Annotated in this window: 24 protein-coding genes; 10 read left to right on the top strand and 14 right to left on the bottom strand. The window is 65.4% G+C overall.

The window, feature by feature from the left end:
* The first annotated feature begins 14 nt into the window (after window positions 1-14).
* The 4 genes from AC0QC4_RS01895 to AC0QC4_RS01880 all read left to right on the top strand — a co-directional run bounded on the left by AC0QC4_RS01895 (window position 15) and on the right by AC0QC4_RS01880 (window position 2,757).
* A complete protein-coding gene (locus AC0QC4_RS01895) occupies window positions 15-293 on the top strand; it encodes a S4 domain-containing protein (protein WP_483658021.1) in 279 nt (92 codons plus the stop codon).
* A gap of 110 nt (window positions 294-403) precedes the next feature.
* Window positions 404-742, top strand: coding sequence for a ferredoxin FdxA (fdxA, locus tag AC0QC4_RS01890; RefSeq protein ID WP_483658020.1), 339 nt, complete (start codon window positions 404-406; stop codon window positions 740-742).
* Between the two features lie 149 nt (window positions 743-891).
* A complete protein-coding gene (locus AC0QC4_RS01885) occupies window positions 892-1,923 on the top strand; it encodes a DNA topoisomerase IB (protein ID WP_483658019.1) in 1,032 nt (343 codons plus the stop codon).
* A gap of 270 nt (window positions 1,924-2,193) precedes the next feature.
* Window positions 2,194-2,757, top strand: a complete 564-nt coding sequence (locus AC0QC4_RS01880) for a CarD family transcriptional regulator (RefSeq protein ID WP_483658018.1) — start codon at window positions 2,194-2,196, stop codon at window positions 2,755-2,757.
* Between the two features lie 397 nt (window positions 2,758-3,154).
* On the opposite strand, the gene AC0QC4_RS01875 is transcribed toward AC0QC4_RS01880, so the two are convergent.
* Entirely contained in the window at window positions 3,155-3,691 is a 537-nt protein-coding gene (locus AC0QC4_RS01875; RefSeq protein WP_483658017.1) for a GNAT family N-acetyltransferase, read from the bottom strand.
* Between the two features lie 93 nt (window positions 3,692-3,784).
* Between AC0QC4_RS01875 and AC0QC4_RS01870 the strand changes: the two genes are divergently transcribed.
* Complete coding sequence (locus AC0QC4_RS01870) at window positions 3,785-4,006, top strand: hypothetical protein (protein WP_483658660.1); 222 nt, start codon at window positions 3,785-3,787, stop codon at window positions 4,004-4,006.
* Entirely contained in the window at window positions 3,916-4,473 is a 558-nt protein-coding gene (locus tag AC0QC4_RS01865; protein ID WP_483658016.1) for an RES family NAD+ phosphorylase, read from the top strand. The genes AC0QC4_RS01870 and AC0QC4_RS01865 overlap by 91 nt, the downstream gene beginning before the upstream one ends.
* 150 nt (window positions 4,474-4,623) lie before the next feature.
* On the opposite strand, the gene arsC is transcribed toward AC0QC4_RS01865, so the two are convergent.
* The 4 genes from arsC to AC0QC4_RS01845 are packed head-to-tail and all read right to left on the bottom strand — an operon-like array spanning window position 4,624 to window position 6,486.
* Window positions 4,624-5,043: an arsenate reductase (glutaredoxin) gene (gene arsC, locus AC0QC4_RS01860; RefSeq protein ID WP_483658015.1), complete on the bottom strand. Its 420-nt coding sequence runs from the start codon at window positions 5,041-5,043 to the stop codon at window positions 4,624-4,626.
* On the bottom strand, window positions 5,040-5,732 hold the full coding sequence (locus AC0QC4_RS01855) for an aquaporin (RefSeq protein ID WP_483658014.1): 693 nt from the start codon (window positions 5,730-5,732) through the stop codon (window positions 5,040-5,042). Before AC0QC4_RS01855 ends, arsC begins: the two co-directional genes overlap by 4 nt.
* Window positions 5,717-6,058: an ArsR/SmtB family transcription factor gene (locus tag AC0QC4_RS01850; RefSeq protein ID WP_483658013.1), complete on the bottom strand. Its 342-nt coding sequence runs from the start codon at window positions 6,056-6,058 to the stop codon at window positions 5,717-5,719. The genes AC0QC4_RS01855 and AC0QC4_RS01850 overlap by 16 nt, the downstream gene beginning before the upstream one ends.
* Window positions 6,058-6,486 (bottom strand): ArsI/CadI family heavy metal resistance metalloenzyme, encoded by a 429-nt coding sequence (locus AC0QC4_RS01845; protein ID WP_483658012.1) that lies wholly within the window; start codon window positions 6,484-6,486, stop codon window positions 6,058-6,060. The genes AC0QC4_RS01850 and AC0QC4_RS01845 overlap by 1 nt, the downstream gene beginning before the upstream one ends.
* Before the next feature lie 202 nt (window positions 6,487-6,688).
* On the opposite strand from AC0QC4_RS01845, the gene AC0QC4_RS01840 reads away from it, so the two are divergent.
* The 4 genes from AC0QC4_RS01840 to AC0QC4_RS01825 all read left to right on the top strand — a co-directional run bounded on the left by AC0QC4_RS01840 (window position 6,689) and on the right by AC0QC4_RS01825 (window position 9,716).
* The gene (locus tag AC0QC4_RS01840; protein WP_483658011.1) at window positions 6,689-7,390 is read left to right on the top strand and encodes a head GIN domain-containing protein; all 702 of its coding nucleotides are present in this window, start codon (window positions 6,689-6,691) and stop codon (window positions 7,388-7,390) included.
* Window positions 7,391-7,471: 81 nt separating this feature from the next.
* Window positions 7,472-8,071, top strand: coding sequence for a hypothetical protein (locus AC0QC4_RS01835; protein WP_483658010.1), 600 nt, complete (start codon window positions 7,472-7,474; stop codon window positions 8,069-8,071).
* 305 nt (window positions 8,072-8,376) lie between these two features.
* Complete coding sequence (locus AC0QC4_RS01830) at window positions 8,377-9,159, top strand: SDR family oxidoreductase (RefSeq protein WP_483658009.1); 783 nt, start codon at window positions 8,377-8,379, stop codon at window positions 9,157-9,159.
* Between the two features lie 107 nt (window positions 9,160-9,266).
* Window positions 9,267-9,716: a MaoC family dehydratase gene (locus AC0QC4_RS01825; RefSeq protein ID WP_483658008.1), complete on the top strand. Its 450-nt coding sequence runs from the start codon at window positions 9,267-9,269 to the stop codon at window positions 9,714-9,716.
* 4 nt (window positions 9,717-9,720) lie between these two features.
* Here the strand turns inward: AC0QC4_RS01825 and AC0QC4_RS01820 are convergent, their stop codons facing one another.
* The 9 genes from AC0QC4_RS01820 to astD form a co-directional block, all read right to left on the bottom strand.
* The gene (locus AC0QC4_RS01820) at window positions 9,721-11,610 is read right to left on the bottom strand and encodes a hypothetical protein (RefSeq protein ID WP_483658007.1); all 1,890 of its coding nucleotides are present in this window, start codon (window positions 11,608-11,610) and stop codon (window positions 9,721-9,723) included.
* The gene (locus AC0QC4_RS01815; protein WP_483658006.1) at window positions 11,607-13,313 is read right to left on the bottom strand and encodes an Hsp70 family protein; all 1,707 of its coding nucleotides are present in this window, start codon (window positions 13,311-13,313) and stop codon (window positions 11,607-11,609) included. Before AC0QC4_RS01815 ends, AC0QC4_RS01820 begins: the two co-directional genes overlap by 4 nt.
* A gap of 101 nt (window positions 13,314-13,414) precedes the next feature.
* Entirely contained in the window at window positions 13,415-13,960 is a 546-nt protein-coding gene (locus tag AC0QC4_RS01810; protein ID WP_483658005.1) for a peroxiredoxin, read from the bottom strand.
* Window positions 13,961-14,039: 79 nt separating this feature from the next.
* Window positions 14,040-14,816, bottom strand: coding sequence for a phosphoadenylyl-sulfate reductase (locus tag AC0QC4_RS01805; protein ID WP_483658004.1), 777 nt, complete (start codon window positions 14,814-14,816; stop codon window positions 14,040-14,042).
* Window positions 14,809-15,231, bottom strand: a complete 423-nt coding sequence (locus tag AC0QC4_RS01800; protein ID WP_483658003.1) for a DUF934 domain-containing protein — start codon at window positions 15,229-15,231, stop codon at window positions 14,809-14,811. Before AC0QC4_RS01800 ends, AC0QC4_RS01805 begins: the two co-directional genes overlap by 8 nt.
* Window positions 15,224-16,855, bottom strand: a complete 1,632-nt coding sequence (locus AC0QC4_RS01795; RefSeq protein WP_483658002.1) for a nitrite/sulfite reductase — start codon at window positions 16,853-16,855, stop codon at window positions 15,224-15,226. Before AC0QC4_RS01795 ends, AC0QC4_RS01800 begins: the two co-directional genes overlap by 8 nt.
* A gap of 1 nt (window position 16,856) precedes the next feature.
* Complete coding sequence (locus tag AC0QC4_RS01790; protein ID WP_483658001.1) at window positions 16,857-17,153, bottom strand: DUF2849 domain-containing protein; 297 nt, start codon at window positions 17,151-17,153, stop codon at window positions 16,857-16,859.
* The gene (gene cobA, locus AC0QC4_RS01785; protein ID WP_483658000.1) at window positions 17,150-18,007 is read right to left on the bottom strand and encodes a uroporphyrinogen-III C-methyltransferase; all 858 of its coding nucleotides are present in this window, start codon (window positions 18,005-18,007) and stop codon (window positions 17,150-17,152) included. The genes AC0QC4_RS01790 and cobA overlap by 4 nt, the downstream gene beginning before the upstream one ends.
* A gap of 115 nt (window positions 18,008-18,122) precedes the next feature.
* Complete coding sequence (gene astD, locus AC0QC4_RS01780) at window positions 18,123-19,538, bottom strand: succinylglutamate-semialdehyde dehydrogenase (RefSeq protein ID WP_483657999.1); 1,416 nt, start codon at window positions 19,536-19,538, stop codon at window positions 18,123-18,125.
* Window positions 19,539-19,847: the final 309 nt, after the last annotated feature.

The following is a 19,847-nucleotide window of genomic DNA, read 5'->3' as shown; positions in this document are numbered from 1 at the left end:
GGGAGAAAGCCCAGTTGGACGCCACGCTCCGCATCGACAAGGCGCTCTGGTATCTGCGGCTCGCCCGCAGCCGCAGTGCCGCCCAGGCGATGGCGGAATCGGGGCATGTCCGGCTGGATGGGCGGCGCGTCGAACGTTCGAGCGTGCTGGTGCGCGAGGGCTCTTTGCTGGTGCAGCCCGGGCCGCCGCGCGTGCGCGTGCTGCGGATCGTCGCCCTGCCGACCCGGCGCGGACCGCCGCAGGAAGCAGCCGCCTGTCTCGCCGACATGGGGCTGGAAGAAGGCGCCATTTAGCCGATACAAAGCCAAGCTTGCTTGACCTTGCCGTGACTTGCGGCATAGCAAGGCGGAACAGACAGCGGATGGCCAACTGCCACCCGCCGCGAACCGGGAGCTAGACCGCCATGACCTACGTCGTCACCGACGCCTGCATCAAATGCAAATATATGGATTGCGTCGAGGTCTGCCCGGTGGACTGTTTCTACGAAGGCGAGAATATGCTCGTCATCAACCCCAGCGAATGCATCGATTGCGGCGTGTGCGAGCCGGAATGCCCGGCCGAGGCGATCCTGCCCGATACCGAGAGCGGTCTCGAAAAGTGGCTGGAATTGAACAACAGCTTCTCGGCGCAGTGGCCCAACATCACCTCGAAGAAGGAAAGCCCGGCCGACGCCGACGAGTGGAAGGGCGTCGAGGGCAAATATGAAGCGCATTTCTCGCCCGAGCCCGGCGAAGGCGACTGATCTCTCCGCGGCGCTGACCGGCGGCGCCTGCTGATAAGCCAATCACGCCATGTGCAATCCGCCCGACCGCGTGGTGCGGCGCGTTCGGGCCGAGCTGCGCGCGGCAGTGCGGAGCGGGAACTCCCGTCCGCATCATGCTTTCAGCGCGGATGGCCACGCTGCGCGATCCGTTCCTGACTCCTTGTACCTATGTCGACAGCTTCTCCGGCGGGTTGACCCGCCAGCGCAGGGGCGAGCGGTTCCGCTATGTCACCGCCACCGGCAAGCCGGTGCGGTCGGCGGCGACGATCGCGCGGCTCGATGCGATCGCTTTGCCACCCGCCTATCAGCAGGCCTGGTATTGCCCCAGTCCGCGCGGCCACATCCAGGCAACCGGCATGGATGCGCGCGGGCGGCGCCAATATCGCTATCATCCCGCCTATCGCGCCGCGGCCGAGGAACAGAAATTCTCCGCGCTCGCTGCCTTCGGCCGGGCGCTGCCGCGCATCCGTCGCCAGGTCGAAGCCGATCTCGCGCAGCGTGGCCTGCCGCGTGAGCGGGTGATCGCCGCGCTGGTGCGCCTGCTCGACACCGGCCACATCCGCATCGGCAACCGCGCCTATGCCGCATCGAACCGCAGCTATGGCGCCACCACCTTGCGCACCAGCCATGCCCGCGTCGGCCGGGACCGGCTCAAGCTCGAATTCACCGGCAAATCCGGCAAGCTGCAGTCGATCACCATCCTCGACCGTCGCCTGGTCACCGTGGTGCGCCAGTGCAGCGATCTGCCCGGTCAGCGATTGTTCCAATATGTCGATAACGAGGGGGTGCGGCACCCGGTCGATTCCGGCGATGTCAACGCCTGGCTGGGGCAATGTTGCGGCGATTTCACCGCCAAGATGTTCCGCACCTGGCATGCCAGTGTCATCGCCTTTGCGGCGTTAGCGGAGGCCGACGGCGCGGCGCGCATCAAGACGGTGCTCGATCAGGTGTCGATGCATCTCGGCAACACGCCTGCGGTGGCGCGCAAAAGCTATGTGCATCCCGCGCTGATCGCGCTGATGTCGGGCGAACGGGCGTGGGACCCGCGCTGGTCGCGGCTGCCCCGCGCCGTCGGCGGCCTCAGCCGGGCCGAACGCGGTTTTCTCGCCTTTCTCGACGATGTGGCGGCGGCGGAGAGGGAACCGGAGCAGGCGGACTAGGTTTTTTGTTACAATTGTGCTAATCACGAGTCCAACAGCGCGTTCCCGCTCGAGGGAATCGCCCGCGCTGACCCCGCCTGACGGAAAGCTACCGGATTGTCGCTCGAAAAGTGCCGCTTACGCAAAGCTTAGCCTGAACCCTGCCAGCTTGCCGCAACGAATGCGCGCCTCGTCGCTCCTTCGTCTGCTGCCGTATTCGACACCCGCCCGATCCCGGGCCTTACGACTTTCCGCCGTCTCCGCCACGCGGGCGCACAGGAAAGGATGTTTATGACTGCCAAGGCGCATGCGTTCGATGTCGGTGACTATGTCGTCTATCCCAAGCATGGCGTAGGCCGGGTGATGGAAATCCTCGACCAGGAAATCGCCGGCATGAAGCTGGAGCTTTATGTGCTGCGCTTCGAAAAGGAGCGGATGACCCTGCGCGTCCCGACCAGCAAGGTCGAAAGCGTCGGCATGCGCAAGCTGTCGAGCGACAAGACCCTCAAGGATGCGCTCGACATCCTCAAGACCAAGCCCAAGGTCAAGCGCACCATGTGGTCGCGCCGCGCGCAGGAATATGAAGCGAAGATTAACTCGGGCGATCTCATCTCGATCGCCGAAGTGACCCGCGACCTGTTCCGCCCCGACGACCAGCCCGAGCAGAGCTATTCGGAACGGCAGATTTTCGAAGCCGCGTGCAGCCGCCTCGCGCGTGAAATCGCCGCGATGGAGGAAATCGACGAAAAGGCCGCCCAGGCCAAGATCCTCGAAATCCTCAACAAATATGCCCCCCAGTTCCACCCGCCGGTAGGCGGCAGTGCAGCGGCGGTGGAAGAAGCCCCCGCCGCCTGAGCGCAGCGCGAAACGCAAAACAGAGGGGCCGCAGCGATGCGGCCCCTTTTCTTTTCTTTTGGCAAGCGGATGCTGGACGCAGCGTTTGGGTTGCATGACGGCCCACGCCTTGTTCCGCCGTGCGGTGACCCGGCGGTTGCCGGACACCAAAAGCCGACAGGCGGCTAACGATCCCACGGCGCCTCCTCCCCAATCGTCGCCCCGGACTTGATCCGGGGCTAGGCTGCTCCCGCTGGCCGCGGGCTGGTGGAAAGGCCAAGCCCCGCGTCAAGCACGATGCGACGGGGCAGCAGGGCGCAAATCGAGCGCATGGAAACCATTGGCAGCGGCGCGACCGAAACCCGGAAGGAGCCTGTCCGCTAACGACCCCGAAACGGACACAAAGCGCGCACGCCGGTCATGGTGCCTCCACCGGCGGCGCGACACCATCGGCGGCGGAATGGAACAGCGGGTGAAATTCCACCACTTCGCAGGGCGAAGCACATAGAAGCGGTAGTATCATGAAGTACTCGGGCGGCTCACCCGGCGGGCAAAGGGCTGGAAATGGCTTAAAACCAAATCTCGAATAGAAATTTGGATCTCCGATGAGAATACAGCCCGAGGCCTCGATGCTTTTGAGACGCTGTATCCCAGCCTTAATCAAAGCGCTCCCGATTTTCTGTCCTTGAAGTTCTGGCTCAACCGCAACAGATCCTAACGCGAACCACTTGTCATTCTTGTCGATGCACTCTGCAGGCGAGAACGCAATATGCCCCACCACTCGTTCGCCCTGAACCGCGACCATTGAAATCGCGAGCGCGCCACTGTTCCGAAGGGCATTGATCAAGTGTTGCTCATCACCAGCGGAGAACGGCATCGGGGCGAAGGCTCGTTTGGTGAGTTGGAAAATCGCACGCTGGTCAGCAAAAATTTCGTCGCGAATGACCATGTTCATCCAGCATCGCTCACTTCGCTCAAGCCCCAAAAACGGGTCTGTTTCAAAACATAGTCATTTTCCGGACCTTCAGCAAACCACCCAACTGCCGTCATGAGCGAGGCTGAACAGCGATCCCGGAAGCGGCATGACGGCATTGCCCTGCTCGCGGAATATTTCTGCCGGTCAGAAACCGACCCCATATCGGTCGTGGCGCTAAGCGCCTCCCATGCTATCTTTTTCACATGGATGTGCGCACAGAGACGAACCGACGGACGCCGCGATTTCGGCAGGTCAGCGGGCCATTTTTTAGATCAGTCCTCGTCGATCGCGTGAACGACGTCCTCGCTCCACCTTTGCCTGAGAGCGCCGGTAGGTATCATCGCCCCGGGCAGGCCACGCTCTATATGAGCCCAAAGCTTGAATGGGCGATGATTGCGGTTTCTGGCTACATCAGAGAGGATGGTCGGCCGCGCGTAGTCATCCCTTTGATGGTTGGCGTTGCACATGTTCTCGATCAACACGACGAGGAAGCCTGTCGAGCCGTAGGCGTTGATCGGGAACTATCGAATGCTCCTTGGCGAGCTGCGCTAGAAGCCGGAGAAGAGCCACCATCCTGGCGCAATGCTGATGCGGCACGCGCGAGTGGAGCGGACGGCATAATTGATCGTTCACGGATGATCCCAGGCGGATGGCACGTCAATCTGTTCCACTGGAACCACCTCGGAGGGCCATCTGTAGAAGTCTGCGGCGAGCCAGTCGCAATCACGCTGTCAAGCGACGGTCCGAAGTGGGGTCTGTAGCCTTTCAGGATCAAATGGAGGCGAAAAGCCGCCATTCCGCTCCCCACCCCATATCGGCCACTCCGTCTGCCTCGCCAAAAGCGGTCATTCAGGCATCCCGATTCAACACAATGTGCCAATATCTTGTCGCCATTTTCCGGCGCCCCGCACTCACCCCGGGGGGAAGGCCACGACTTCGCCGTCCTCTTTGGTGAAGCTGGCCGGCCGGCGTTGCAGCAAATCCAGAACCAGTTCGGACGGGCGGCACAATCTTGTGCCGATGGGGGTGCCGACGATCGGCCGGTTGACCAGTATCGGGTGCTCGACCATCGCCTCGATCAGCCGCTCGTCTGTCGTGGCCGGATCGGTCAACCCCAGTTCGGCGGCCAGCGTGCCCTTTTCGCGCAGCAGGGCCGCCGGGCGCACGCCCATCTCGGCGCAGAGTTGCCGGATCAGCTCGGCTGTCCACCCGATGACGCGATAGTCGATTACCGTCGGGACATATCCCGCAGCCTCTATCATCGCCAGCGTGTTGCGGGACGTGCCACAGGCAGGGTTGTGATAGATGGTGACGGGAAATGGTTCGGTCACGCGGGGTTGTCCTCTCTGAAAAGCCAGCCGAACAGGATGACGGCGATGATGGTGCCTGATGCCTGTCCTGCGAGAAACAGTGGCACCGATGTCGGGGCAATGCCCGCAAAACTGTCGGTCAGGCTGCGCGCCAGCGTGACCGCCGGATTGGCGAAGCTGGTCGATGCCGTAAACCAGTAGGCCGACGTGATGTAGAGGCCGACCGCCACCGGCGTCACATCGGGGCGGGTGCGGCCTGTGGCGATGATAGTGCCGATCAGGCCCGCTGTCGCCACCGCTTCGGACAGGGCCTGGGGCCATCCGTCGCGCAGCTTGGCGGAGACCTGCAGGGTGTCTGCTGCAAACATGGCATGGGCCAACCAGACGCCCGCTGCCGCCGCGGCGATCTGGATGGCGACATAGGCTGCGGCGGCACGCGTATCGATCGCGCCCCGCCACAGCATCGCCATGGTCACCGCCGGATTGAAATGCGCGCCCGAAACCGGCCCGAACATCCAGATCATCACCACCAGCCCCGCGCCGGTCGCCACCGTGTTGCCCAGCAGGGCAAGGGCGTCGTTGCCGCCCGCCAGTCGCTCGCCCATGATGCCCGACCCGACGACAATCGCCAGCAGCAGCGCGGTGCCGATGGCTTCGGCTGCCAGGCGGCGGGGCAGATCGACCGGCCCGTCGGTCAGCGGGCCGGGCATGGGCTGTCCGCCAATGCGCCCAGCGGTCCGCAGATTTCGGCGCGCCCAGCGCAGCAATCGGCGACCAGAAAGGCGAGCAAATCGCGCATTCCGGCATAGTCGGCGCTGTAGATGACCGAGCGGCCATCGCGGCGCGACTGCACCAGCCCGGCGTGGCCCAGGATGGTCAGATGGCTCGACAGGGTGCTGGGCGGCACGCCGATTTCCCTGGCTATGTCGCCCGCAGCCAATCCCTCCTCGCCCGCGCGCACCAGCAGGCGGAACACCGCCAGCCGGTGCCCGTGCGCCAGCGCCGACAGCGCCTCCACCGCGACCGGGGTCTGCATCAGCAGCAGGCCTTCATCGGCGGCGGCGTACCGGCCGCGTCGGCGATGACGTCCTCGCCATAATGCACCGTCTCGCCGTGTGTGAAGAAGGTTTCCCAGCGAACGCCGGCCGGGTCGGTCACCCAGCTCTTGTCGGAACGGGCGTAGCAGCAGGTGGTCGCCTGCTGATCGAGGGTCTCGGCTCCGGCTGCTTTCAGTCGACCGGCCAGCGCGCCGAGCTCGTCGGCACTATCGACCTCGATGCCGACATGATCGACGCCGCTCGCCCGCGCGCGCGACGATACTGCCAGATTGACGCAGGGATCGTCGATCATCCACTTGGCATAGTCATCCTTGACCACGCTCGGCGCGGCATCGAGCAGGGTGCTGTAAAAGGCAATCGCCGGTTCCATCTCGCCGACGCTGATGTGCAGGTGCAGTCGTTTCATATGCTGTCTCCAATGATTCGATAATTCGAGAATATACGAAACATGGACAAGCGCAAGTGCCTTCGCTGCTTGACGCCATATTTTAGGGCGCGTATTATAAGAATAATACAGCAAGGGGCGCTGGAGGAGTAAGTTTATGCGTGGTTTGATGGCGGTTGCAGCTCTGGCTTTGTCGGCAACGGCGCTCGGCGGTTGCGCGTATATGGGTGATGATGAGGAAGCCGCCGCAGCCGAAGAGACCAAGGGCGCGGTCGCCGGCACCCCTGCTGGCGGATCGGGCGACAACGTCAGCCGCACCTATGCCGTCTCCGGCTTCACAGGCATCATCGCCGCCGGATCGGACAAGGTCGAGGTGGTCAAGGGCGATGCCTTCGCCGTCTCCGCGACCGGCAGCAACGAGGTGCTCGACCGGCTGATCATCCGCGTCAACGACGGCAAGCTCGAAGTGCGCCGGCGCTCCGGTCAGTGGTCGGGCAGGGGCAGCGCGCTGGTGCGGGTCACCATGCCGACGCTCTCGACCGTGGTCGTTGCCGGCAGCGGCGATGTCATCGCCGATTCGCTGACCGGCGAGTCGGCCGAGCTGGTCGTCGCGGGATCGGGCAATATCAAGCTCGATGGTGTCGCGGTGCGCGATCTCGAGCTGGTGATCACCGGCTCGGGCAAGGTCGAGGCAACCGGCACTGCCGAGGAGGTCGATGCGACCATCGCCGGATCGGGCGACATCGCCGCCCCTTCGCTGACCGCGCAGCGCGCCGACATCAGCATCGTCGGCTCGGGCAATATCGCGCTGGCAGTGACCGGCAATGCCGACGTCTCGACGATGGGCTCGGGCGACGTCACCGTGACCGGCGGCGGCACCTGCACGCACAGCAAGGTCGGCGGCGGCCGCGTCACCTGCAGCTGACCGGCCGATTGTCGCGGCAGGGCACATGTGTCAGCCTGTCGGTGGCTCCATCTGCGGAGTCGCCGACAGGGGGACATGTCGATGAGCCAGGGCTTCGCACCAATACCTAAGCCGGTCACGGTCGATGGCACCGCAACCGCTCTGGTCGCCTTCTATTTTCCCGGCTCCAATACGCCGTGGGACGATGTCTATATGGCACCCTTCCTCGGCAACTTCTGGCCGGTGCAGATGCAGATGACCGTCGCCGGCGCCACCGCGCCGTTTCATGTCGCGGAAGCCGCCTTCCAGGCGCTCAAATGGTGGTCGCACCCAGCGCTGCGCCAGCTTTTCTCGTCTTGCCAGACCGGCGATGCCGCATTCAGCCAGAAAAGGAAGCTGGAGAAATCCGGCCCGCCGCCCGATCCCGGCTATGCCGGCCTCGGCCGGGACGGCGGGATGGATGCGGTTCTGGCCGCCAAATTTGCCGACGCCGCGCTGGCGGCCGGACTCCTCGCCACGGGTTCCGCCTATTTACTGGAACATAACAGCGCGACAGGCCGCGATCATTATTGGAGCGACAATGCCGATGGCAGCGGCGGCAACCATCTCGGGCTCGCCCTGATGCGGCTGCGGCACAGCCTTGGCGGCGCGCCGGATCCGATGCCGGGCACGGCGGTGGTCAAATTCACGGCACTGGTCTAGGTCGTAAACTCATAAAATGCGCGTTCGAGGTTCGAGGCCATTTTGTTCAGGGCAAGGAGGCAAGGCGAAGGAATATGTCGATATTTCAAGACTTGCCGACGCAGCCATGGACAAAATGGGTCGAACCCCTTCGGGGCGGTGAAATGGCTTCGATCTCGGGCCCACGCGGCCTTGCAGGTGGAACCACCACCCGCGGCGGCCACCTGAACCCGATATCTTCGCCATTTCGCCGCCTCGAACGTGCATTTTATGAGTTTACGACCTAATCCCCCCGGCTCAGACGCTGAGCAGCAGGGAGAGCAGCCATGACCCGACCGACCTTCGATTTTCGCGGCAAGAATGTCTTCGTGTTCGGCGGCACCAGCGGCATCAATCTGGGCATCGCGCACGGCTTTGCCGCGGCGGGTGCGAACCTGTCGGTCGCCAGCCGCAATCCGGACAAGGTCGAGGCTGCGCGTGCGGCGCTGTCGCACACCAGCCCCGCGCTCGGCTTCGCGCTCGACGTGCGCGATTGGGATGCGGTCAAGGCGGCGGTCGACGCACATGTCGCGGAACGCGGCAGCATCGATGTGCTGATTTCGGGCGCTGCCGGCAATTTCCCGGCGCCCGCCACCGCGATCAGCGCCAAGGGCTTCCGTACGGTCACCGATATCGACACGCTCGGCACCTGGCATGTCATGCGCGCCAGCTATGACGCGCTGACCAAGCCGGGGGCGAGCGTCATCAACATCTCCGCCGCACAGGCCTGGATCGCGATGCCGCTGCAAGTGCATGTCTGCGCCGCCAAGGCCGGGGTCGACATGATCACCCGCTGCCTCGCGATGGAATGGGGACGGGAAGGGATCCGCATCAATTCGGTCGCACCCGGCCCGATCCAGGGCACCGAGGGCATGGCCCGTCTCGCCCCGACGCCTGAGGCCGAAGCGCGGGTCAACGCCAGCGTCCCGCTCGGCCGCATGGGCACGGTGGATGAAATCGCCGACGCCTGCCTGTTCCTGTCGAGCGATGCCGCGCGCTATATCTCGGGCGCGGTCATCCCGGTCGACGGCGGGTCGACCGCCGGGCGGATGCTGACGGGGCTCAGCTGAGACGGAATGGATTCCCGGTAGCCCCGAGCGTGTCGAAGGGCGTAGTGCAGTAACGAGATACGCCCTGCGACAAGCTCAGGGCTGCGGATTGAAAAGAGACCCTTCGCATGGCTGGCAGGCATTTCGACGAGTGGACCATCGGCGACCGCATCGAGCATGAGATCCGCCGGACCGTGACCGAGACCGACAATCTCATGTTCTCGGTGATGACCCACAATCCGCAACCGCTGCACATCGATGTCGAGGCAGCCAGAGCCAGCGAGTTCGGGCAGATCCTCGTCAATGGCACTTTCACCTTCAGCCTGATGGTGGGCCTCAGCGTCGGCGATACGACGCTGGGCACGCTTGTCGCCAATCTCGGCTATGACCGGCTGGTCATGCCCAAGCCGGTGTTTCTGGGCGATACGCTGCGCGCGACGAGCGAGGTGATCGGCCTCAAGGACTCCAAGTCCCGGCCCACGGCAGGCATCGTCACCTTCCGCCACGAGATGTGGAACCAGCGCGGCGAATGCGTCTGCGCCTGCGAACGCTCGGCGCTGGTCAAGCGCTCGGCCTGAGCGCTCACAACTGTCGCAGCGTTTCCTCGGTTTCCTCGCGCGGCCCTGCGGCGGCCGTTGCGATCAGCGATCCCAGCGCCATGCACTTTTCCGTCTCCGATCCGGTGCCGGCGATGACGGCAAGCAGGCGGTCACGGCTCATCCCGGCACGCTCCGCCGCTAGGTCGAGGATGCGCGTCGATGCGGAAAATTGCCTCGAACCCTCCGCCGTGGCTTCGACCCTGTCGGTAGACAGGATGATCCCGGCCTGCGCGCGCTGCAGCGGATCGAGCAGGTCGGCCACATCCATCCCGACGCCGGGTGACTCGCCGGAATAGAACTCCAAGCAGCGGGCAGGATTGCGCTCCTTGAGCCGCAGCAGCATCGCCCCCTGCGCAGCGCGATAATCGCGTAGCTGCCGCCAAGGCGCCGTCGACAGCCCGCCGCGCAGCCGCTGGTGGAGCGATTGCACCAGCGCGCTTTCGGTATTGCGCAAAGCCCGGAACCGGGATTTGCCTGCAACCAGTTGGCGATCCAGTTCCTCGATGATCAGCGGCTTGCGCGCTTCGACAATCTCGATGGTCAATGCCTCGCCACCGACGCTGCGCAGCGCATCGTCGATGGTGACGCGGCGGAGCGTTTCGTCGTCGAATTCCGCCAGATCGACGGCCGCTGCCTGTTCGCGATCGATCCGGTCGCTGTCATATGGCCGGTCGGAGTCGCCGAGCCGGCCGATGGCGCTGAGGATGAACAGAATCGGCAGGATGACGACCCACCAATTGGTGCCGCCACCGCCCGAGCTGGCGGCCGGCGCGCGTTCCCATAGGCTCACGCGATGCCAGTCGAACTCGCTTTCGAGGATCGGGTGCTGGCTGCGCACCGTGTCCAGCAATTCGCGGACATATTTGACCCGGCCGCGCTTGGTGCCTTCCATCGCCGGCGTGGTCAGCTCGATCCACGCCTTGTAGCCCTTGTTCGTCGGTTGGGTGACGCGATCGCGGAAATCGAAGGCGAGCGCGCGATCGGTAAGCCAGGCAATCGAGCGCGGCTGGTTGAGGTTACCGGCCTCGGCGCGCCAGTTGAAATGGTCGGCAAGCCGCTGGGCGAAAGGGTGCGAGCGCGGGGTGGATCGGGCGAATATCTCGGCCAGCCAAAGCTCGAGATCCGCGGCGCGGCCGATCTCCATCTCTGCCTGTGCAGCCAGCACCACGTCGAGATGCCGCCCGATCGCGCTCTCCTCATCGATCGACAGCGCGACATTGGGGTCGGCCGCGATCAGCAGGCGGTAGAGCGCGTCCTGGCTTTGCTCCAGCCGGCCGTCGACCGTCAGCGCCAGCAATTGCGGGGTGACGGTTCCCTCCTGATGCCACGGCCGGTCGAGCTGCGGTGCGGCAAGCGTGAAGCGCAGGTCGACTGGGGTGGGGCGGCCAGACGCAATGGCCAGGTCACCCGTCGCGCGCGGCAAAGGCGTTTCCTCGCCTGGGGGTGCGACAATGGCATCATCCGTTGCCCTGGCGGCGATCGACGGCGCGGTCAGCGACGGGAGCGTTTTCGGGCCGAGATCGACAGGATAGCCATCGATCGGCGGCGTTGGCAGCGGCACATCGCCAGCTCCATCGCCGTCGGCCAGGCCGACGCCGTCACCGGTCGGGCCGGCAGTCTCCTCGCCGTCCCACTCCGTGCGCACGGGCGCATCGTCCCAATCGTCCCACGCCGCTTCATCCTCAGTCTCGCCGGCGGCGCGGCTGCGCGCCAGAGCCAGGGCACGATCCCGCGCACTCCGCAGCCTTTCGAAACCGGCCGGGTCGCTGTCCGGGTCCATCGCCTTGAGCCTGGTGGCATAGGCGCGGCGGATCGCGCGCTCGTCAGCGTCGGCGTCGATGCCGAGCAGGCTCCAGGGGAAGACCCGGCTCACAGATAGCGCTCGCCTTCCAGCTCATCGAGCTGGTCGGCGAGCTCGGTGCGCGCCGCCTCGATCAACCGGCTGTCCTGCTTGTCGAGCACAGCTTCGAACGCCAGGATGCAGCGGCCGATGATGTCGCGCCGATCGCCGATGAAGCTTTCGTACAGGCGCTGCGCCCGGGCCAAAATGGCGGCATTGGCGTCCTGCTCGCGCGGATGGACCTTCAGCTTGGCAAGCGCCGCGCGGCGGCGCGCCAGCTCGCCATCGTCCATATCCTCTTCCTGGTCGGCGATGACGAGATTGCGGGTCTGCCCGGTTTCGGGGACCGTCACATCCACCTCCAGCAGGCCCGAGCTGTCATAGGAAAAGCGCACATCGATGCGAACATGGCCGGCCGGTTTGGGCGGCACGTTCATGCGGATCTGGCCCAGCTTGACGTTGCCGGCCACCAGCCGCGCCTCGCCCTGGTAGACGCCGAACTCGACCTGCTTCTGGTTGTCGGCGACAGTGCTGAACATCTCCACCCGGCTGGTCGGGATCGGGGTGTTGCGGTCGATGATGGGGGAGAACAGGCCGCTGTGCAGCTTGCCATGCTGGTCCCGCTCTGACGAATCGACCCCCAGGGTGAAGGGGCAGACATCGGTCAGCCGCACTTCGTCGAGCGCCGCATCCTTCTCGACCAGACCTGCCTGAACGGCCGCGCCGAGCGCGACGGCATGGTCTGGGTGGACGGTGCTGTTGGGGAAACGCCCGAACATGCGCGTGATCGCGCGGCGGACCACCGGCATGCGCGTGCCGCCGCCCACCAGCACCACGTCGGACAACGTGTCGGCGCGGATGCTGCTGTCGCGCAGCGACCGCAGCACCGGGTCGCGCAGGCGGGCGATCAGCTCCTTGGCGGCCTCCTCGAACTCGTCGCCGGTAATGGTCAGTTCATGCTGCGCCCCGCCCAGCACCACCCGCATCGTGGCGCTGTCCGCATCGCTCAGCGCGCGGCGGGCGATTTCCGCTGCCTGCCGCAGCCGTTCGTCGACCAGCATCGCATCGTCGTTGCGCGCCAGCACCGCGACGTCGAGCTTGCGGCGGGCCAGGTCGACCAGCAACTGGTTGAAGTCCTCGCCGCCCAGCCGATTGTCCCCGGCCGACGCGCGCACCTCGACGATGCCGTCGAACACTTCCACGATCGATACGTCGAAGGTGCCGCCGCCCAGATCGAACACCAGAAACGGCTCATGATCGTCGCGCTGCTGGATGCCGAAGGCCAGCGCGGCGGCGGTCGGCTCGTTGACCAGTCGCCGCACATCCAGCCCGGCCAGTTGCCCGGCGCGCCGCGTCGCCTTGCGTTGGCGGTCGTTGAAATAGGCCGGCACCGTAATGATTGCGCCGGTCACCGTTTCGCCGGTTGCCGCCTCGACATCGGCCTTCAGGCTGGACAGCACCAGCGCCGACAATTCCTCCGCGCGATAGCCCTTCTTGCCGAGCTTCGCTTCCTGCATCGTGCCCATGTAGCGCTTGAATGCGGTCACGGTCTGGGCCGGATGGGTCGCCTGCCGCTCGCGGGCGGCCATGCCGACAACGATTTCGCCGCTGTCGAGCAGACTCACCGCCGACGGCGTCAACAGATCGCCCAGACTATTGGGGATCAGTTGCGGTTGGCCGTCGCGCCAGATCGCGACGGCGCTGTTGGTGGTTCCCAGATCGATTCCGACGAGCACTGATATTCCCCGACTTTGTACTTGCCGCTTGTGCACAAAGCCGTGCGAACGGCAATAATGTCCGTCGCATCATCTGCAATTTATGTGTCGGACCGGATCGATTAGCGGCGCGCGCGCAGTCGCTGCACCGCCGCCAGAGTCTCGCGGACATGGTCGTTCGGGTTCATGTCGTTATGGACATGGGCGATGGTGCCGTCCTGGGCGATGACATAGCTGGTGCGCGTGGTGATGCCGGGGCGCAGGGCCACGTCATATTGCGCGATCAGGTTGCTGCTTGCCGACGCCATGGGGAAGGCGCTGCGGCATTCCTCGGTGGAAAAGCGGGCGAGCGTATCGACATCGTCGCCCGACATGCCGATCACCGTTGCCCCTGCCGCCCGGAACTGCGGCATGGCCTCGGCAAAGGCGCGGCTTTCGATGGTGCAGCCGGAGGTGAAGGCGCGCGGGAAGAAGTAGAGGACCACCGGCCCGCGGCGCAGCGCATTGCTGAGGGACACCGTCATCCGCCGCCCGCCCTGCGCCCCCGGCGCGGTGAACTCGGGCGCCCGCGCGCCTTGGGCGAGGGAGGCCTGCGCCGCCGGTGTCGGCCATGCCGTCAGTGCGACAGAGGCGAAAGCGAGGGTGGCGGCGGTGACGAGACGGCGCATGACGGAACTCCCCATAGGTCTCGCTTGCGATACGGCAAGCCGACCGCAAAGGCGATACGTCACAAAGTGACGGCTGCACTCAGAATACCGGCTCTTCGCCCGGCTTGGTGGGCAGCGGCGTCACTTCGCCGTGCAGGCCGCATTCGGTCTTGTCCCAACCGCGCCAGCGCCCGGCGCGCGGGTCTTCGCCCGGCAGCACCTTGGATGTGCAGGGCGCGCAGCCGATGGAGGGGTAGCCTTGCGCCACCAGCGGGTGCGCCGGCAGCGCATGCTCGGCGACATAGGTATCGAGATCGGCCTTGGTCCAGCTCGCCAGCGGATTGACCTTGAGCAGCGACGTCGCCCCATCGATCTCGAAATGCGGCAGATTGGCCCGCGTCGCCGACTGGAAGGCTTTGCGGCCGGAGATAGTGGCATCGAAACCGGCCAGCGCGCGTTCCAGCGGCCGCACTTTCCTGAGGTCGCAGCAGCCGTCAGGGTCATAGGACCAGCGCAATCCCTTGTCGTCACGCGCGGCCAGTTCGGCCTCGTCCGGGTGCAGCGTGATCAGCCGGGTCAGCCCCAACTTTGTCTCCAGCAGATCGCGATAGGCCAGCGTTTCAGGAAAATGCTTGCCCGTATCGAGGAAGAACACCGGCGTCGCCGGGTCGATCGCCGCCACCAGGTGCAGCAGCACCGCGCTCTCCGCCCCGAAGGAGGAGACCAGCGCCACGTCGCCGGCGATGCGGTCGCACAGCACCGCGCGCAACACATCGTGCGGCGTCCCGCCGCGGAACATGTTGTTGAGCCGGATCACGTCCTGCGCGGTCGCGCGCGGGGGCAGGGCGATCCGGTCGCGCTGGCGCAGCTCAGCCATGGCGCAGCTTCCACACCGGCACCGCGCCGTCGGCCGCCGGTTGATAGACATGATCGAAGCGGGTCAGCGCTCGCTCCACCGCCGCCATGTCGAGCGGGCGGGCCGGGGCGAAGCTGTCGAAGCCGCAGCGGCGCATGAAGCCGATCTGGTCGACCAGCACGTCGCCCTCGGCGCGCAGCTCTCCGGTATAGCCCGCCTCGCGCAGGATGCGGGCGGAGGAATAGCCGCGCCCGTCGCGGAATTTGGGAAAGGCGATCTCGATCAGCGCGATGCGGCCGAGATGCGGCAGCAGCGCGCGCGCGTCGTCGTCCGGCTCGAGCCTGACGGCAGTGGCGTTGGTCTGGTCGAGGAAGGCGTCGAGCGTGACCGCCGGCTGCTCGAGCGCCTCATCGGTGCGGAAACGCAGCTCACCCATAAACAGCCTCCTTGAACACGTCCATGCCGACCCGGCGATAGGTGTCGAGGAAACGCTCGCCATCCTCGCGGACTTCGCGATAGCGCTCGACCACCTTCTCGACCGCATCGACCACGCCATCCTCGTCGAACCCGGGGCCCATGATCTTGCCCAGGCTGACATCTTCCGCGCCCGATCCGCCGAGCAGCAGCTGGTAGTTTTCCGTGCCCTTCCGGTCGACGCCGAGGATGCCGATGTGCCCGGCATGATGGTGGCCGCAGGCGTTGATGCAGCCCGAGATCTTGAGCTTGAGCTCGCCGATGTCGCGCTGCCGGTCGGCATCGGCAAAGCGTTGCGCGATCTTCTGTGCGACCGGGATCGAGCGGGCGTTGGCCAGGCTGCAATAGTCGAGGCCGGGGCAGGCGATGATGTCGCTGACCAGATCGACATTGGCCGTGGCGAGGCCCGCACCGACCAGCGCATCATAGACGGCGCGCAGGTCGGCCTTGGCGACGTGCGGCAGCACGATGTTCTGGCTGTGCGTCACGCGCAGCTCGTCGTGGCTGTAGCGTTCGGCGAGATCGGCCATCAGGTCGATCTGCGCAGAGGATGCGTCGCCCGGTATTTCCCCCACCGCCTTCAGGCTGATGGTGACGATGGCATGGCCGGGGACTTTGTGCGGGTGGCTGTTCTGGCTGACCCAGTGGGCAAAGCCCGGGTCGGACAGATCGACCGCATCGCTGGCGTCCGCAGCCAGAGGGGGAAGCGCGAACATGGCAGCGATGCGGTCGAACTCGGCGCGCGGCGGGTCGATGCCCAGCGCCTTAACATGCGCAAACTCTTCCTCGACCTGTCGGCGGTACTCGTCCGCACCGATCTCGTGGACCAGGATTTTGATCCGCGCCTTGTAGATATTGTCGCGCCGGCCATAGCGGTTGTAGACCCGCAGGCACGCCTCGACATAGCTCAGCAGATCCTCGATCGGCACGAATGTACCGATCAGTGGGGCGATCATCGGGGTGCGGCCCATGCCGCCGCCGACATAGACCTCCGCGCCATGCACGCCGTCCTTCTCGACGATCCGGATGCCGATGTCGTGCAGCCGCATTGCCGCGCGATCTTCCTCGGCCGCGATCACCGCGATCTTGAACTTGCGCGGCAGGTAGCTGAATTCGGGGTGGAAGCTGGACCACTGGCGAAGCAGCTCGGCCCAGGGGCGGGGGTCGGTCACCTCGTCTGCAGCCGCGCCGGCGAACTGATCGCTGGAGATGTTGCGGATGCAATTGCCGCTGGTCTGGATGGCGTGCATCTCGACCGACGCCAGGTCGGCGAGCAGGTCGGCACACTCCTCCAGCTTGATCCAGTTGTACTGGATATTCTGCCGCGTGGTGAAATGGCCGTAATCCCGGTCATATTTGCGCGCGATATGGGCGAGCATCCGCATCTGCCGGCTGTCCAGCGTGCCATAGGGAATGGCGACCCGCAGCATATAGGCATGCAGCTGCAGATAGAGGCCGTTCATCAGCCGCAGCGGCTTGAACTCGTCCTCGCTCATCTCCCCGGCGACGCGGCGCGCCACCTGGTCGCGGAACTCCTCCACCCGGGCGTCGACGATCGCCTGATCATAGTCGTCATATTTGTACATGTCAGATCACCCATTCGCCCGCGGTCGGGTCGGCTGGTTTGAGGGTCAGGTCGGGGCGGACGGTCGGGCCCAGCGCGCGCACCCGGTCCTTGATATGCGCCGGGCGCGGGCCTTCGGGCGTGGCGATGGCGTCGATGACATAGGGGGCGTTGACCCGTCGTGCGCCCTCTTCCTCGGCGGCAATGGCCTCGCCATGCTCGCCGACATCGACGGCGTCTTCGACATGGATCGACCAGCCGCTGCCGGTCCACCACGTTACGCGCCCGTCGCCAAGATTGTTACCGGTAAGAATTTTCATGAATTGCTTGCCCCCAAAACCGTAAGTCCTGAGCCTGTCGAAGGACGGCTCTCGACCGCAAACTGCCCTTCGACACGCTCAGGGCTGGCGGAGAAAAGTGGAGCAAGCGCATCATCCGCCAGCCCGCGCCGCGCGACGTCGCCGATCACCAGCAGTGCCGGGCTCTTGATCCGCTCCCGCGCCACCATGGCGCCCAGATCGGCAAGCAGGCTGCGCTTGGCGCGAAAGGCGGAGCGGCCGCCGCTTTCGAGCACCGCGACCGGCAGTGCCGGGTCGACGCCGTCGGCAATCAGCTTTTCGGAAATGTCATGCGCGGTGGCGATGCCCATGTAGATCACCAGCGTGCGGCCATGCCCGGCAAGGCCCGACCAGTCCTGATCGCTCAGGCCCTTGCACTGGCCGGCGACGAAAGTGACGGCGCTGGCACTGTCGCGGTGGGTCAGCGGCATTTCGGCCTGCGCGGCACAGGCGAGCGCGGCCGACACGCCGGGCACGACCTCTACGGGCACGCCGGCAGCGCGACATGCCTCGGCCTCCTCGCCGCCACGCCCGAAAATGAACGGATCGCCGCCTTTCAGCCGCACCACATCGTTGCCTGCCAGCGCCTCGCTCACCAGCAGCGCGTTGATGTCCTCCTGCGCCATCGAATGGCGGCTGCGCTGCTTGGCGACGGAAATCAAACGCGCGTCGGCGCGCACCGTGGTCAGGATCTCGGGATCGACCAGCCCGTCATGCACGATGATGGAGGCCGCAGCGACCAGTCGCGCGGCGCGCACCGTCATCAGATCGGCAGCGCCGGGACCGGCGCCGACCAGATAGACGGTGCCGGGATGGGATGATGTTTCGGCAGTCATGATGCCGCATGTGCGCCCGCTGCGTTACGATCCCAAGGCAGGATGCATTGCAGGGGTGATAGCGTGGCTATGCAGACCATCAGCACCTTTCCCGCCGCGGGAAAGGTACCCGATGTCAATTCTCGTTGGCGAGGCCGATGCCGATGGTCGCGCGCGGTACATCGGCCTCGGTCGAGGCGACCGGATAGGCGCAATAATCGGCGGCATAATAGGCGCTCGGCCGGTGGTTGCCCGACAGGCCGACCCCGCCGAAAGGCATCGCCGAGGATGCGCCGTTGGTCGGCTTGTTCCAGTTGATCACGCCGGCGCGGATGTTTGCCCAGAAGATGTCGTAATCGCGCTGGTTGCCGCCGATCAGCGCAGCGGACAGGCCATAGGCGGTGGCATTGGCCTCGGCGATGGCGCTGTCGAAATCGGGCACGCGGACTACCTGCAGCAGCGGCCCGAACAGCTCGACGTCGGGCCGTTCGGTGACATTGGTGACATCGACGATGCCCGGCGTCAGGAACGGCAGCGATTCGCTCGGACGGGTCATGAAGCGGATCGCCTGTCCGCCATTGGAAATCAGGAACAGGAAACTGTCGAGCAGCCCGTCGGCGGTCTCATTGTCGATCACCGGCCCCATGAACGGCGCGGGATCGTCGAACGGACCGCCTACGATCAGCCGGTCTGCCATCGCCTTCACTTCGGCCAGCAGTTGCGGGGCAAGACTGTCCTTCACGATCAGCCGCCGCGCATTGGAACAGCGCTGGCCTGCGGACAGGAACGCCGACTGCACGATCAGCGTGGCAGCGCTGCGCAGGTCCGGCGTGTCCCATGCGACGATCGGATTGTTGCCGCCCATTTCCAGCGCCACGATCTTGTCGGGGCGGGCAGCCAGGCTGCGGTTGATGGCGATGCCTGCGCGTGCCGACCCGGTGAACAGCACGCCGTCGATATCCGGATGGCCGACCAGCGCCTTGCCCTCGTCCGGCCCGCCCTGCACAATCCGCAGCACACCCTCCGGCACGCCGGCCTCGTGCAGCAGCCTGACCAGCATCTCGCCGACCGCGGGGGTCTTCTCGGATGGCTTGAACACCACTGCATTGCCCGCGAGCAGCGCCGGAACGATATGGCCGTTGGGCAGGTGCGCGGGGAAGTTATAGGGGCCCAGCACCGCCATCACCCCGTGCGGCTTGTGGCGCAGCGCGGTGCGCGCGCCCATCGCGCCATCGCTGCGGCGTTGCGCGGTGCGCTCGCTATAGGCCTTGACCGAGATATCGACCTTGCCGGCCACGCTCTCCGCTTCGGTGCGTGCTTCCCATAATGGCTTGCCGGTCTCGCGGCTGATCAGCGTTGCCAGCGGCTCGGTGTTTGCCTTCAGCCGCTCGCCGAAGCGCTTGATAAGGTCGACCCGCTTGGAGAAGGGCATGGCGACCCATTCGGGCCAGGCAGTGCGCGCGCGGGATACTTCCGCATCGACGTCGCCATGCATCCCGCGCCAGATCTGTCCGCCGGTCGCCGGATCGATTGAAACCAGTTCGCTCGTCATGCCATCCCCGAAACGGACGCTGGCCGGTGCATCAGCGGGCGCGTCTCTTGATCAGAATTGCTTCCATAGGGCGATATTGCGGTCGAAGCAAAGCGCAGTAACCACACCGCAACACAAGCGCGCATCGGTTAACGATGATGCGACATTATTTCGTTGCCAACTGCGGTTCCGCTGCTAGTTTCCCGGCGGGAATTCCGGCGACGCCTCCGGGCGAGAGGCGCGTCAGGGTCGCAGAGGTTAGGCGGCGGGCATGATTCCGCACGTCATTGCATAGGGGTAGTTTCGAAATGGCTGGTACATATTCCAAGC

The organism is Sphingomonas sp. jy18 (assembly GCF_056931895.1).
This window is presented reverse-complemented; position numbering and strand designations above follow the sequence as displayed.